General features: G+C 49.1%; 13 protein-coding genes. 4 read left to right on the plus strand and 9 right to left on the minus strand.

Annotation, left to right across the window (positions count from 1 at the left end; all coding sequences use genetic code 11):
- Window positions 1-518: 518 nt before the first annotated feature.
- Window positions 519-1,142: a hypothetical protein gene (locus F452_RS0109890; RefSeq protein WP_004583881.1), complete on the minus strand. Its 624-nt coding sequence runs from the start codon at window positions 1,140-1,142 to the stop codon at window positions 519-521.
- Between the two features lie 217 nt (window positions 1,143-1,359).
- Between F452_RS0109890 and F452_RS0109895 the strand changes: the two genes are divergently transcribed.
- Genes F452_RS0109895 through ung form a run of 3 tightly spaced genes read left to right on the plus strand, consistent with a single transcriptional unit; the run spans window position 1,360 to window position 5,247 of the window.
- Window positions 1,360-2,961 (plus strand): S41 family peptidase, encoded by a 1,602-nt coding sequence (locus tag F452_RS0109895; protein WP_018966042.1) that lies wholly within the window; start codon window positions 1,360-1,362, stop codon window positions 2,959-2,961.
- A gap of 57 nt (window positions 2,962-3,018) precedes the next feature.
- Window positions 3,019-4,539, plus strand: a complete 1,521-nt coding sequence (locus F452_RS0109900; protein WP_018966043.1) for a hypothetical protein — start codon at window positions 3,019-3,021, stop codon at window positions 4,537-4,539.
- A gap of 39 nt (window positions 4,540-4,578) precedes the next feature.
- Window positions 4,579-5,247, plus strand: a complete 669-nt coding sequence (ung, locus tag F452_RS0109905) for a uracil-DNA glycosylase (protein WP_018966044.1) — start codon at window positions 4,579-4,581, stop codon at window positions 5,245-5,247.
- Between the two features lie 222 nt (window positions 5,248-5,469).
- Here ung and F452_RS0109915 read toward each other — a convergent pair whose 3' ends face one another.
- From F452_RS0109915 to F452_RS0109950, 8 genes are all read right to left on the minus strand, one after another.
- Complete coding sequence (locus F452_RS0109915) at window positions 5,470-6,168, minus strand: YjjG family noncanonical pyrimidine nucleotidase (RefSeq protein ID WP_018966046.1); 699 nt, start codon at window positions 6,166-6,168, stop codon at window positions 5,470-5,472.
- A 271-nt stretch (window positions 6,169-6,439) separates the two neighbouring features.
- Window positions 6,440-7,294 carry a Cbp1 family collagen-binding glycoprotein adhesin gene (locus F452_RS0109920; RefSeq protein ID WP_018966047.1) on the minus strand — a complete coding sequence of 285 codons (855 nt, stop codon included), beginning with the start codon at window positions 7,292-7,294 and terminating at the stop codon, window positions 6,440-6,442.
- 44 nt (window positions 7,295-7,338) lie between these two features.
- Complete coding sequence (gene rsmI / locus F452_RS0109925; RefSeq protein WP_018966048.1) at window positions 7,339-8,040, minus strand: 16S rRNA (cytidine(1402)-2'-O)-methyltransferase; 702 nt, start codon at window positions 8,038-8,040, stop codon at window positions 7,339-7,341.
- 15 nt (window positions 8,041-8,055) lie between these two features.
- On the minus strand, window positions 8,056-8,532 hold the full coding sequence (locus F452_RS0109930) for a hypothetical protein (RefSeq protein WP_018966049.1): 477 nt from the start codon (window positions 8,530-8,532) through the stop codon (window positions 8,056-8,058).
- Between the two features lie 320 nt (window positions 8,533-8,852).
- A complete protein-coding gene (locus tag F452_RS0109935; RefSeq protein WP_018966050.1) occupies window positions 8,853-9,965 on the minus strand; it encodes a universal stress protein in 1,113 nt (370 codons plus the stop codon).
- Between the two features lie 162 nt (window positions 9,966-10,127).
- Window positions 10,128-10,382: a hypothetical protein gene (locus F452_RS0109940; protein WP_004583895.1), complete on the minus strand. Its 255-nt coding sequence runs from the start codon at window positions 10,380-10,382 to the stop codon at window positions 10,128-10,130.
- 207 nt (window positions 10,383-10,589) lie between these two features.
- Entirely contained in the window at window positions 10,590-10,922 is a 333-nt protein-coding gene (locus F452_RS0109945; protein WP_018966051.1) for a translation initiation factor, read from the minus strand.
- Window positions 10,923-11,018: 96 nt separating this feature from the next.
- The gene (locus F452_RS0109950; protein WP_018966052.1) at window positions 11,019-12,878 is read right to left on the minus strand and encodes an oxaloacetate decarboxylase; all 1,860 of its coding nucleotides are present in this window, start codon (window positions 12,876-12,878) and stop codon (window positions 11,019-11,021) included.
- A 310-nt stretch (window positions 12,879-13,188) separates the two neighbouring features.
- Between F452_RS0109950 and F452_RS0109955 the strand changes: the two genes are divergently transcribed.
- Window positions 13,189-13,461: helix-turn-helix domain-containing protein (locus F452_RS0109955; RefSeq protein ID WP_018966053.1), on the plus strand; the 273-nt coding region annotated here is incomplete at its 3' end.

The following is a 13,461-nucleotide window of genomic DNA, read 5'->3' on the forward strand; positions in this document are numbered from 1 at the left end:
ACGCGATTGTCAGTTGATTCTTGCTTCCTGCACGATGCAGGACGCGATTGTCAGTTGATTCTTGCTTCCTGCACGATGCAGGACGCGATTGTCAGCTGATTCTTGCTCCCTGCACGATGCAGGACGCGATTGTCAGTTGATTCTTGCTTCCTGCACGATGCAGGACGCGATTGTCAGCTGACTCTGCTCCCATCAATACGCTAACTATCAGCTGTTTGCAACTATTTTATAGGACTTTCATTGAAGTCTTTTGCCGCAGAGCTGATTCTTAAGTGTTTTTCAGATTACTTGAGGTTTGCAGAGAGATCGCATGAAGCTCTCCTTTCTTCGTCAAATCAATGCATGTATCTGTCTTGATCGATATGAGGGGGGAAGGGTTATTGTATAACGGTCTCAAAAGGTGCCTTTCTGGATCAAAGTCCAAATAAAAACCTTGCAGGTCTAACTTCCTGCAAGGTTTTTTTTGTTTTGTTACGAAAGCTCGGATTTCGGAGCGATGTCCTATCGAGCTTCGGCGATTAAAAATGAGTGGAGAGCGTGGCCATGGCCGTAAGCATCTTATTGCCGTGGTCGTACATTACAGCAGCACCTGCCCCCACGTTTTTATGAATTTGATATTCGTAGGCTACACGCGCTCCGTAACCGATGTAGGTATTCGAATTGGTGTAGATACTGACTTTGGCTCCTTTGTCTCCATAGATGAAATGGATATTGTGCTTATTGGACAGACCGGCTTGTACTGCCAGAAACAAATTGTGCCGGCTATTCTGCCAAAACAGATGGAGAGGATTGACTCCGACGACGATCATATAGCAGTTGGCACTGCCTGCATCGAAGAATGACCACTTCTCATTCGGAGAAGACATATTTACCTGAAAAGATCCATCACCCTCGTTCGACGCAAAGGAATCTGCATTGTTGGCTGTTTGACGTGTGGAGTTGTACATGGACAGACCCACTTCCAGAAAGCTCCCCATACGCTTTCCCAAATAGAAACCATAGGTGAATCCTCCCGGGATGTTCTCCGTATCGGAGTATCCTGCTCCGACCTGCAATGACCATGGTCTGATAACGTCTTGTGCAGCCAATCGGCCTGCAATTCCATACAATAATACAACGAGAAGCAGTAGCATTCTTTTCATACTCTTTCTTTTTTAGTTATTTAATTGTGTCGATTATCTCCTCTAAATGTAAAACAGTCACAAAAATATAATGAATAGATGAGAAATGGATTGCCGTTTCGGAATTAGCTGTATTGAGGTGTATAAATACCAAGACGGAAGCTCCGGGTCATAGACTTTTCGTTTGAGCTAAGGAGTACTATCTTTGGACGCTGAAATAAAAAGGATTTCGTGAAAAATGAATAAAGCAAGCAAATTGATTATACTCTTGCTCCTGCTGGGCTGTTCGGCATCCGCACAGAAGCTCAGTAGCAGTATGAAAGAGGCCCTGCGTAAGCTGGAAACGGCTGTGTATGCCATCAGCAACCTGTATGTGGACAGTGTGGACAACAACAAACTGGCCGAATATGCCATTCGAGGGGTCTTGAGCGAATTGGATCCTCACTCTGTTTATTCCGATGCGGAGGAAACAAAGAGCGAACTGGAGCCTCTGAATGCAGGATTCGACGGTATAGGTGTGCAGTTCAATATGCTCACGGATACGGTCTATGTGGTACAGGTGATTGCCGGAGGTCCTTCGGAAAAGGCCGGATTGTTGGCCGGTGATCGCATCGTGTCAGTGGATGATACTGTCATTGCGGGTGTCAAGATGAAGACCAATGACGTGATGAAACGCCTGCGCGGTCCACGAGGAAGCAAGGTGAAACTCGGTGTGTGGCGAGGGAACGACAGACTCAACGTCACGGTCAAGCGAGGTCTGATCCCTGTTCATAGTCGCGAGGCCTGCTATATGGTCGACGAACGTACCGGATACATCCGGCTGAGTAGATTCTCTCGCACCACCTACAAAGAGTTTGCCGAGGGGATCACCCTGTTGCGGGGGCGCGGCATGCAGCAGCTGGTACTCGACCTGCGATTCAATGGCGGCGGCATTCTCGATCAGGCGGTAGATATGGCCGGCGCTTTCTTGCCCGAAAGGAGTACAGTGCTGACCGTCAGAAACAATCGCACTCCGCAGATCAGCGAGCGGATGGAGGCCCCGAACAATAAGCTCTTGCCGAAGGATCTGCCTCTGGTTGTTCTCGTCAACGAATTTTCTGCCTCAGCCAGTGAGATATTAGCCGGGGCAATACAGGATTGGGACAGGGGCGTCGTTATCGGACGGCGCACCTTCGGCAAAGGATTGGTACAGCGTCCATTGCCTTTGCAGGACGGCTCGATGATTCGGCTCACTATAGCCCGATATTACACACCTTCGGGACGTAGTATCCAGAAACCTTATGCAAAAGGGAATTTCAAAGCATACGAACAAGAATTGATCGGTCGCTTCAAACACGGTGAATCCATCCATAGCGACAGCATCCGTTTCCCCGATTCGCTTCGCTACAAGACTCTCGTCACGGGACGTACCGTTTATGGAGGGGGAGGCATTATGCCGGATCTTTTCATCCCAACGGATACAGCCTTGTTCAACAGGCTGCATCGCGAGCTGTTGAACAAGGGCATCTTTAATCGGGCTGTACTCAAATATGTAGATGCACATCGTCAGAAACTGCGCCAACGCTTCCCCGACAGACAGTCATACGCCACGTTTAGCGTTCCCGAAGAGCTGACCGAAAGCCTGAAAACATTTGCCGAAGCTGAGAAAATCACATGGAGCAACGAACTTTTTGCTGAAGCCGAAGAGCTTATCAAGCATCAGCTCCATGCCTATATCGCACGTGATATTCTGGGGGAGGACGACTTCTTCTATTTCTTCAATCGCATGGATAAGGAATATATAAAAGCACTCGATCTCCTCAATGATCCCGACGAATACAAACGACTCCTCGGAAAGTAATTTGGTACCGGAAAGATACCAAACAACCGTTCGGTTACGTTAGCTTTGTATAGGATTATGAAAGAGATAAGTAGATTGATAGCTGTCATATTGCTTGCTGTGGGCTTTGTGCTCGCCAGTGGTAGTTGTTCGGATGATTTCGACAAATATGCCGAGTCTCCGGAGGATCGTGCCGAATTTTCTGCCGATACCATCAAGTTCGATACCCTTTTCAGCCGAGTCAGTTCTTCCACTCGGACATTCATGGTGTACAACCGGCTCAATCGTTCGCTACGTCTGAGCGAAGTGGAGCTGGTGGGAGGTAAAAGCCGTGGCTATCGTGTGAATGTGGACGGACATGTAGGCACCAAGTTTTCCGATCTGACCATCCTTCCGAAGGATAGTATGTTCATCTTCGTCGAAGCCACTTTCCCTGAAGGGGAGAGCGATGATCCGGTCGAGGTCAAAGACTCTCTGCGTTTCCTCATCAATGGACGTACGGACTATGTCCTGTTGCAGGGTTTTCGTCAGAACGTAGACGAAGTAACTGCTTTGGTTATCGATAGGGATACGATATTCGGAGCACAACGTCCCACCTTGCTCCGCGATAGTCTTGTCGTTCAGCAGGGGGCTACCCTTACTTTGCCTGCCGGATGCCGTCTGCTGATGGCCAATAAAGCCCATATCAAGATTCGGGGTCGCCTAATGGCGGAGGGCAATTCGGCCAAGCGAGTGATGATAGAGAATCTGCGCCACGATCTTCTCGTGCAGGATGTACCTTATACTTTCGTCCCCGGGCAGTGGGGCGGTATCCTTTTTTCTGAAGAAAGCAATGGCAATGAGCTCCGCTATACTACCATCCGCAATGGCCGGTGGGGAATCATTGCCGAAGGAGGCAAGGATGTCACCACTCCTAAGCTGCTCTTGGAGGGCTGTATGGTGACGAATATGAAAGGGGCAGGCTTGGCTGCTTCAGGTGGTTATATCCGTATTCTGAACAGTGAGATCAGCAATACCCTCGGCTATACCGTAGCCCTCTTCGGCAGTGTATGCGAATTGACTCAAAGCACTGTTTGCAATTTCTATAGATGGGACAACCGCCAAGGGGAAGCCTTGCGCTACGTGACGGCATTCGCTCCCGATGTGGCCGGTGGGTCGTATATCCCCTCGTCGGACAGCCGATTGGTTTTGTCCAACAGTATTGTCGATGGCAGTCGGTCTGTAGTCAAACAGGGAGACAAAGAGAGTGGGGGAGAGATCAGTCTGTCCGATGGCTCGCAGACAGATGATGAAGCCTCCGTACTTGCACAACTAACGATGCGCAATAGCTACGTGCGTGCTCGGTCGAGCATCCTCAATGTCGGATATAATGTGATGGAAGCTGACAAGAAGAACCCCGAGGACAGTATCTATTATAGTGTAGGGTATGACCTGATCAAAAAGAAACACAACTTTCGCTACGACTATCATCCTCTGCCCAAAGCTCCTTTCGTCGGAATAGCCGATCCTGCGATTATAGCACTGTTCCCCACTGATTTGAATGGGGAACCGCGTCAGACAGCTACCGTGGGGGCTTTCGAGGTAAAGTCTCGTCCATGACAGGTCGTGTACACGTTCACATAAGACAGAAAAAATATTATGAGAGAGGTGCGAATTGAAGCAGGCTGGAAAAAGGTTTTACAGGAAGAGTTTGGCAAATTTTACTTTGAAAAGCTGACGGAATTTGTACGTGAAGAATACCGGCAGAGCCCGATTTACCCTCCGGCTCGATTCATTTTCCGCGCATTTGATACTTGCCCTTTCGACCACGTCAAAGTCGTTATTCTCGGACAAGATCCCTATCACGAACCCGGACAAGCCGAAGGATTGGCCTTCTCTGTGCCGACCGGAGTCAGGATTCCTCCCAGCTTACGCAATATCTGCGAAGAAATTCGTACCGATACCGGACAGCCGGCTCATATAGATGGAGGAAGTCTTTTGCCGTGGGTGGAGCAAGGTGTCTTATTGCTCAATGCTACCCTTACGGTTCGTGCCGGCCAAGCCGGTAGCCACCAAGGACGTGGGTGGGAGACCTTTACCGATGCGGCCATAGAAGCTTTGGCCAAACAGAGAGAACATCTCGTCTTTCTCCTCTGGGGAAGTTATGCCCGCCGAAAATCTGCCATGATCGATCCTCGTCGCCATCTCATTCTCGAAGCACCTCATCCTTCGCCCCTGTCGGCGCATCGCGGCTTTTTCGGATGCAAGCATTTCAGCCGAGCCAACTCATACCTCCGCCAGCACGGCATAGCCCCAATCGTTTGGTAGCTGTCTTTTCTTGATTGGAAAAGTGATTGGCTGGCTTTGTCCCTTCCGAGAACTACATGTAGCCGGAGTACACCCGATCGAAGAAGCACACCATAAGAAAGAAAATCTGTTTGGGGAGAAGGAATCCAAACAGGTGATAAGAGGGATATTCCGATATGCATCCGAATAAGCGGAGATGAGGTTTGTCCCTTCTTTGTCAAGAACAAAAACGGTGTGAGAGGGTCAGAATATCCGCATCAGCTCGGACAAAGAGGAAATAATATGCATGGGTGCTCCTATGCTATCATCAGGTGATGTGTGTTTGTTCGGATTGTACCAGACAGAGGCAAGACCGGCATTCGCCGCCCCGACTATATCGGCTTCCCAGCTATCCCCAATCATGATGCTTTCCGTTTTCCTGGCTTTGGCTTTGACCAAAGCGAAGTCGAATATTTTTTTGTTCGGCTTGTTGATGCCTGCATCTTCGGACAAAATCACACGGTCTATATGGGGGGCCAAACCACTATTGGTCAGTTTGGCATGCTGGACTTCACGAAAACCATTGCTGAGGATATAGATATTGTAGTATCGGTGTAAGTACTCCACCGTCTCCAAAGCATGAGGACAAAGCCGCGTTTTCCGTCCCGTTATGGATAGAAATTCTGTATTCCAAGCCAGTATTTGTTCGTCGGACAGAGCGACATGTCCTGCAAAAGGTCGTCTGAATCGCTCCAAAGTAAGTGTGGGCTTGTCGATTTGTCCAAACCGATACTCAGACCAAAGTGCTTCATTGTGAGGCCAATATATGCCGAAGAAGGTTTCGAACGATTCGAAATATCTATCCCATGCATGTGTGTGATATAGTTCTTCGAGACTGCTCTTATTGTTATGATAAGTGTCCCAAAGCGTATCGTCGAGATCGATAAAAAGATGTTTTATCATGAAAAAAGCGGAATGAGTGCTTGATGATGCGGCCAAACCCGAAGTGCCGGAAGGAAGGAGAGAAGCAAAACGGCAGAGGCAGCAGTATGCAGTATTACACCGGTGATACAGATATATCCACCTTGCACACAGGACTACTTCGAGCCTATCTGCCGGAACTCCGCACCTCTATCTTTCTGAAACAAGAGAAGAGGGTGTGTCCAAACTTGCGTTCCGACACACCCTCTTTATGGAAATGTCCTATATACAGGACTTCAAAGGATCCGCCTGATTAATTGGTTTGGATAACGAGTATTTTGGAGTTTTTCCAGAAAGCCTGAGGATCCTTGATGCGAAGGGTGAGCATCTTATCTGTGCCGCGAATCAATTCGTATGATGACGCAGGGTGGCTGGTCAGTACATTTGCTTTCTTGGCCATCAGCGGGATCACCTTCAGGTTGCGCAAATCGGCTTTCGTGAAGTATGAATCGTTGTGTCCTTCGGTCAATACCTGACCGCGACGAACGATATTCATTTCTTTCAGGTCGCTGCTTGTCCCTATGCAATAGCGAACGGTATTGAGATCGCGATCCTGACGAGCATTCTGTTCTGCCAAAGCTGCGTTCTCTCTCGCGCTGCTCTCAAGTTGAGCACCCTGCGAAATAACTGTGGAGTCGAGCATGCCGATGGCGATGTTCTTGCGCTCCAATTCTTCACGCAGCTGGTTTACTTCCTGAGTTTTTGCTTCGAGTTGCTGGCGCAGCTGTGCCAAAGTCTTCATCAGACGGCTGTTCTCACGTCCGCTCTTTTGGAGCTTCTCAGTCAGATCGTCGATGCTCTTGCGGTTGGCTTGGAGCTTCTCATTGATCAGTCTCATATTGTCATTGATACGATCGCGCTGGCTGGCACGAATTTCTCCGCTCAGAGGGTTGAGATTGATCATGCCTTCCATGGCAGAGATTTCTTGGAAGTTGGTCAGAATTCCACTGATAATGGAGTCCATCTCTGCCAATTCGGATTCGTGTTGGCTGTTTACTGCTGCAATAGAGTCGTACTGCATTTTCAGCTCTTTATAGGCACTGGAGTTCTTTCCACATGATACCAAGGCAAGAGTTAGCGCTGTGGCGATAAACAGTTTCTTCTTCATGTTCGTAATACTTTTATTAGCGTGACACTTTATTCATTCTTAACTTATTGCTTTCCTTCGTTTCTCCTTTTCGGGACAGCTCCACCTACGATGAGGACGAATTCTCCTCTTGGAGGGTGGTTTTCGAAGTGAGCCAGTAATTCCGCGAGTGTTCCGCGGATCACCTCTTCGTGGAGTTTGCTCAGCTCCCGGCATGCAGCAGCCGGTCGATCGAGACCGAAAGTCTCCACAAATTGGGTCAGAGTCTTGAGCACCCGATGGGGCGACTCATAAAATATCATCGTCCGGAGCTCCTCGGCCAGTTCTTTCATTCGGGTTTGGCGGCCTTTCTTGACAGGCAGAAAACCTTCGAAGACAAATCTGTCGGCAGGGAGTCCGCTTGCTACCAAAGCCGGAATCAATGCCGTAGGCCCGGGCAGACATTCTACCACTACACCCAATTCGGCACATGCTCTGACAAGCAAAAAACCGGGGTCGCTGATCCCGGGAGTCCCGGCATCGGAGATCAAAGCTATACGTTCACCTCCGGATATCCGCTCGGCCAATGCCTTGGCCGTACGATGTTCGTTGAACTTATGATGGCTCTGGAGCGGACAGTGAATGTCGTAATGGTGGAGCAGTACATTGCTGGTACGCGTGTCCTCGGCCAAAATCAGGTCTGCTTCGCGCAGTACCTTCAAGGCTCTCAAGGTAATATCCTCCAAATTGCCGATAGGAGTCGGCACGACTGTCAAACGTCCTTCCATCGCAAATCCTACGGTTCAGCTCCTTCTACGGAAGAAATCCGACACTACTTCCGCAAAGTCATTTACCGTCGGATCCTCTGCCTCCCATTGCATCCGCTGATGCAAATAGGCCATAGCTTCAGCCGCTGACGACAGCAATCGGAGATCGGCAGAGACATCTCGCATAAGCTTGTCATCGTCTTGAAACAACTCCCGTCTAAAGCGAAAAAAATCCAACGTAGAGACTATCTTCTGCAAATCGAAGCCTGCAGGAGAGGGTCTCTCCTCTTGTCTTCCCTCTTGGGGTGTTATTTCCGTTAGCCCAACGGTCTGCGTCGTTTGCTCCTTTTGCCTCGATGCTTCACGAATAAGCATGCCGTTGATACGACTCAGTCTGTCAAAAATCTCAATCGCCTCGTTTGGGGTCAATTCCGAGAGTTTCTCTCTATCACCAAAGAGGCGTTCCAAGTGCGTTAGCACATCAAAAATATCAGCGTCATGAGCTGCATTCATCAGGCTGAATCTTGAGTTAAAACATAATTGTTCGGCACAAACTTACAGAAAAAAAAACGAGAACTCCGCACTTTCACACAAATATACATACTGCAAATGTGCTCAAAAGCACACTTCTCTTGGCTGTAAACACGGCTTTTCAGGACAGAAAAAACGCTCAGATCTTTGGGCGTTATCGCCCTTTTGAATACCCTGTTTCAAATGAAAAAAGGACTGCCATTCGATATTCGGGCAGTCCTTATGTGAGGATGTCGTCCTGTTAAGCCTTATCGCTCTTGCGGGCGGATTCGAGCCTCCTCGGCTGAAAAGCTATATGGGCACTAATTGTGCATCACCAAAAGGGGAGTTCCGGCATGGAAGAGCATTCGCCGCGCCATACTTGGATTGAAGAAACGGGCGAAGAAATTCCTGCGATAGGTATTGACCACAATCATATCCACCTTTTCCTGACGAATGAATTTTTCCAAAGCGAGGGAGAAGTCTCCTTCGTCCAGCATGCTCACTTTGATCGTGGCATCGGGATAGTGATGCGCATGGTACTCCCTGATGGCTTTGAGTTGTACTTGGTTCCATTCCGGCGTACCCACCGAGATATTGAAGATGCTGTACGAAGGGTTGTTCTTGTCCAGCAGCTTCATCATGGCATCGAAGAGCACCAGATCGCGTTGGTCGAAGCTGGTAGCCACTGCTACATGCTTGGCCTGATTCAGATCGTTGAAGGGTACTTCCTCAGGAATAACCAATACCGGTACTTTACTCGAATCAATTACTTCGGCTGCAACACTTCCGATCAGATCCGAATCTTTGCGGGATTTGCCTCGTGTACCCATAACGATCATTACAGGTCTGTGCCGCTTGCAGTAACTAAGGATGACATCCTCCGGAGCACCGTCCAAAAGGACAGAGGAGAAAGATATTTCGGGAAGTTCCTCGCGCGTTATCTTTTCGCGTAGTTCCTTCTTGAGTTTGTTCATCAGACGCTGTACACGCTGGTATTCTTTGCGAAGGCTGACCTCATTGCTTAGCTGGAATACCGCAGTATCGCCTACAGTAAGCGGCGTGGAGAAAAACGGGCTGATGTAGACGTGCATCAATACGACCCGAAGACCGCGACGGGCTGCAAAGTTGAAGCCCAGTTCGCATATCTTCATCGTATATTCGCTGAAGTCCACAGGGATGAGCACATATTCCTCCGTATTTTTCGCTCGTTTCTTGGGATCCTCCTGATCCCATTTGTTATCCTCTATAATACTGAGAGCACGAGGCAGATCGGTCTCTTTGATTCTCACCCGAACACCGGCAGAGATAACGGGCTGTATCTGATTGACATTGTGAAGATACGCTTCTATGCCCTCGGTTTCGAGGAGAGACTTCAGTATCTGGGCTTTCTCATAGGAGTGAATAGCCAGGGTCACTAATTTTTCTTCTTTCATATCAATAAACGTGTTGTAGGGTTAGTTCTTTATCGTGTCATTTTCACTGTTTTCGTGCTGTGTATCTGTGCGCTATTCGCAAAAAAGCCACTTCGGTCGCTTCTTATTGCAGACCGGAAGTGGCTCCGAGTTTATTATTTGGGAAACGCGCTGCCCCAAAGACTATGCGTTGGCTTCGCCCAGCATAGACAAAGCTCTCTCTAAGATAGTTGTGTCGTCCAACTCAACAATACCTCCTTCCGGTCCTGCTTCGATATGAACACCGCAGCTACGACCTTCTCTGAAATTGGCACCGCCGAAATAGTTGCGTACGGTTTCCACTCGCAGCCCCAACTCATCGGCAATGCGTTGCATAGCACCATCGGGCAAGCTGTCTTTGATTCTTCTCAGTTCATTGAATGTGATTGTCTTAGTCATGGGAATAATTTCGTCTTTTTTTGTGGTTCAACAATCAGTTTATTATTCTGCCCCTAACTTAGACATATTATTTGACAATACCAAAACTCAAAAGCCTCTATCCGCTCTTTATCCTGTCGAGGCTTGGCTTTTCCTCTGAGGAGGAAGAGCCGAAAAATAAGATGGCGGATAAATGATTGTGCTGTGAAAAAGGGGAGTACCTAATCACTACTTCACACCATAGTGCAAACTTCGTAGTATCTCTTTCACCTTTTCGACCTGATTGCCTTGGATGATTATTTCTCCGTCCTTGGCTGCTCCTCCCACTCCACATCGCTGCTTGAGCAGACGCGACAGATCGGTCAGATCGTCGTCCGAGCCGACGTATCCCCTCACAAGGGTGACCTCTTTGCCCCGACGCTGCTTGCGATCCAGCGTGATGCGCAGGCGTTGTTTCTCCGGAGGAAGCGTCTCGGCTACCTCTTCGCTATCCTCATGTTCGTATTGGAAATCGGGATTCGTACTGTACATGACCCCCAGTCTGTTCTTCCAGTCACTCATATTTTATATCCTCCATAAATAAAAGCTGCCGAGGAGATACCACCACCTCCACGACAGCCTTTGTTCCTAATCGAATACCGCGTGTCTTAGTGCGGATTAGCTCTTCTTGGCCGACTTGGTAGTGCGCTTGCGTGGCTCAGGCATGGTCTCGACACGAACGATATGCTCATTCGCACCCTCCCACATGATCTCCTTTTCAGCCGTGCGTAGATAAGCGATCTCATCGCCTTTTTTTACCACAGTACCTTGTGCCACTACCTCTGTAATACGGCCGGTAAATGTACAATAGACCTTCTCGATGTAGCCGAATTGGTTCTCGATATAGCAGAACGGCTGGCCGGTACGATATTCGGCACCGATAGCCGGAGCGATGGATGGCTCTTCCGTATCGATTTCCCAATAGAGTCGTCCGGAGCAGGGTGCTACGATCGGATCGCATCCGGCGCGTTTGGCTTTTTTGATGTCTTCGTCGCTATATCCCTGCTTAGCCATGCGGTCGGCTTTGGCTTTGTCCAGATCGGCATTGAAACGCTCCTTGGCTACACCGCTCTTATAGTCGCGATACTGACGGTCGTGCATGGCAAGCTCGAACAGCTCTTCGTCGTCCGGGCCATACTCCCAGCCGTTCTGATCCATTTCCTTGCGGAATTCGTCCAAGGCATCAGGATAAAATTGCTGAGGATCGGCATCCGAAAATTCCATTCCCTTCTCTTTTGCCAAAGCGATGATCTCCGGATCGAGTTTGCCGGGCAAACGACCCGATTTGCCGAGGATCATACCCCATGTATTCTGGTCGATGGCTTGCCAACGCCCTTCGCCCCGGATCATGTTGTACACGTTCATCAGGGCAACATTCTTCACATACTGGCTGAAAGGAGTTACCAGCGGAGGATAGCCGAGGCGCGGCCACACATATTCTACCTCTTGGAAGAGACGTACCAGCAGCTGATCTATGGTCATCTCCGGTTCGCCCTTTCCTTTGAGGAACATATTGATACCTGCATGTACCCCTTTCAGGTCGGCCATCATAGATCCCATCATACCGCCGGGGAGACCGCATCCCACGAGCAGTGAGCTTGTTTCTTTGTTCGACGGATCCATGAAATAGCCCAAGAAGTCGTCTATAAACTCCTGTGTCAGGCTTCGGGCTTTCATGTAGGCATCCATATTGATCTCCGGCACTTTGAAGCCGGCATCCTTGAGCATCTGCTGGATGGTGATCACGTCCGGATGCACCTTGCCCCAAGAGATAGGCTCCATAGCTACGTCGATGATGTCAGCCCCATTCTCGCATACCTCCAGCATGGAAGCGACAGAGAAGCCGGGGCCTGAGTGGCCGTGATATTCGATGATCACATCGGGATGCTTGGTCTTGATGGACTTCACCAGCTGACCGAGGAAGTGAGGACGCCCGATACCGGCCATATCTTTCAGGCAGATCTCCGGTGCTCCTGCTGCGATCAGCTCATCGGCCAGATTGGAGTAGTACTCCACTGTGTGTACGGGAGAGAACGTGATACAAAGCGTAGCCTGCGGGATCATACCGGCTTCCAGTGCATATTTGATGGATGGAATGATATTGCGAGCATCATTCAGACCATCGAATATACGCGTGATGTCCACTCCTTGGGCTTTCTTCACTTTGTACATCAGGCGACGCACATCAGCCGGCACGGGGAACATGCGAAGGCCGTTGAGTCCGCGGTCCAGCATATGGGTCTGAATGCCCGCTTCGTTGAATGGCTTGGTGAAGGCGCGCACAGCTTTGTTGGGGTTCTCTCCGTACAGGAGGTTCACCTGTTCGAATGCCCCCCCATTTGTTTCCACTCGCGCAAAGCAGCCCATCTCCACGATAACCGGAGCGATGCGTTCCAGTTGATCTTTTCGCGGTTGGTACTTGCCTGATGACTGCCACATGTCGCGGTACATCAGACTGAATTTGATTTCCTTCTTCATATTGGTTTCAAGTGATTTCGAGTTGTATACTTGACTTCTTCCTTTATATAAATACCGACTGTGGTATGCTAAACCACAGAAACAAAGATATTAAATAATTCCATAGTTAATCCGCCCAAAATAAATTTTTCTCCGGTCCCGTGCCAATGAGGTTAGAAGCCCTTGGTTCATCCATTTGCAACCACTTGGACGCAAATAGCCGTATACCCCCTAATCGTTTGGTAAATAGGCCATAAGCCGATCCGCCACTGCCCGATGGTGCGATGTCGGAGCAATTGACGTGTACTGAAAAAAGTTGACAGTTGGCGGGATGCAACCAGTATCCATTATGGGCAAACATTTAAGCAACTTTGAACGCCTTGCCATCCTAGAGGATTACCTCTCGGGGGCACAGAGCCAAGGTGCCATTGGACGGAAATATGGCATCAGTCGTGGTCTTATTCCTCAATGGCTTCGTAAATTTGGACTCGAAGATAAAGTTCATCCAGTTCCAATGAAAGCGTCCCAATCCCCCCAGAGTGAGCTGACACTCAATGAAAAAGAAGAGTTGGAGCAACTACGTAAAGAGAATCGTGTCCTCAAG

Source organism: Porphyromonas gulae DSM 15663 (assembly GCF_000378065.1).
Taxonomy (GTDB): Bacteria; Bacteroidota; Bacteroidia; order Bacteroidales; family Porphyromonadaceae; genus Porphyromonas; species Porphyromonas gulae.

Coding starts and splice junctions, on each gene's coding strand:
- F452_RS0109890 (WP_004583881.1), bottom strand. CDS start 1,142: ATGAAAAGAATGCTACTGCTTCTCGTTGTATTATTGTATGGAATTGCA.
- F452_RS0109895 (WP_018966042.1), top strand. CDS start 1,360: ATGAATAAAGCAAGCAAATTGATTATACTCTTGCTCCTGCTGGGCTGT.
- F452_RS0109900 (WP_018966043.1), top strand. CDS start 3,019: ATGAAAGAGATAAGTAGATTGATAGCTGTCATATTGCTTGCTGTGGGC.
- ung (WP_018966044.1), top strand. CDS start 4,579: ATGAGAGAGGTGCGAATTGAAGCAGGCTGGAAAAAGGTTTTACAGGAA.
- F452_RS0109915 (WP_018966046.1), bottom strand. CDS start 6,168: ATGATAAAACATCTTTTTATCGATCTCGACGATACGCTTTGGGACACT.
- F452_RS0109920 (WP_018966047.1), bottom strand. CDS start 7,294: ATGAAGAAGAAACTGTTTATCGCCACAGCGCTAACTCTTGCCTTGGTA.
- rsmI (WP_018966048.1), bottom strand. CDS start 8,040: ATGGAAGGACGTTTGACAGTCGTGCCGACTCCTATCGGCAATTTGGAG.
- F452_RS0109930 (WP_018966049.1), bottom strand. CDS start 8,532: ATGAATGCAGCTCATGACGCTGATATTTTTGATGTGCTAACGCACTTG.
- F452_RS0109935 (WP_018966050.1), bottom strand. CDS start 9,965: ATGAAAGAAGAAAAATTAGTGACCCTGGCTATTCACTCCTATGAGAAA.
- F452_RS0109940 (WP_004583895.1), bottom strand. CDS start 10,382: ATGACTAAGACAATCACATTCAATGAACTGAGAAGAATCAAAGACAGC.
- F452_RS0109945 (WP_018966051.1), bottom strand. CDS start 10,922: ATGAGTGACTGGAAGAACAGACTGGGGGTCATGTACAGTACGAATCCC.
- F452_RS0109950 (WP_018966052.1), bottom strand. CDS start 12,878: ATGAAGAAGGAAATCAAATTCAGTCTGATGTACCGCGACATGTGGCAG.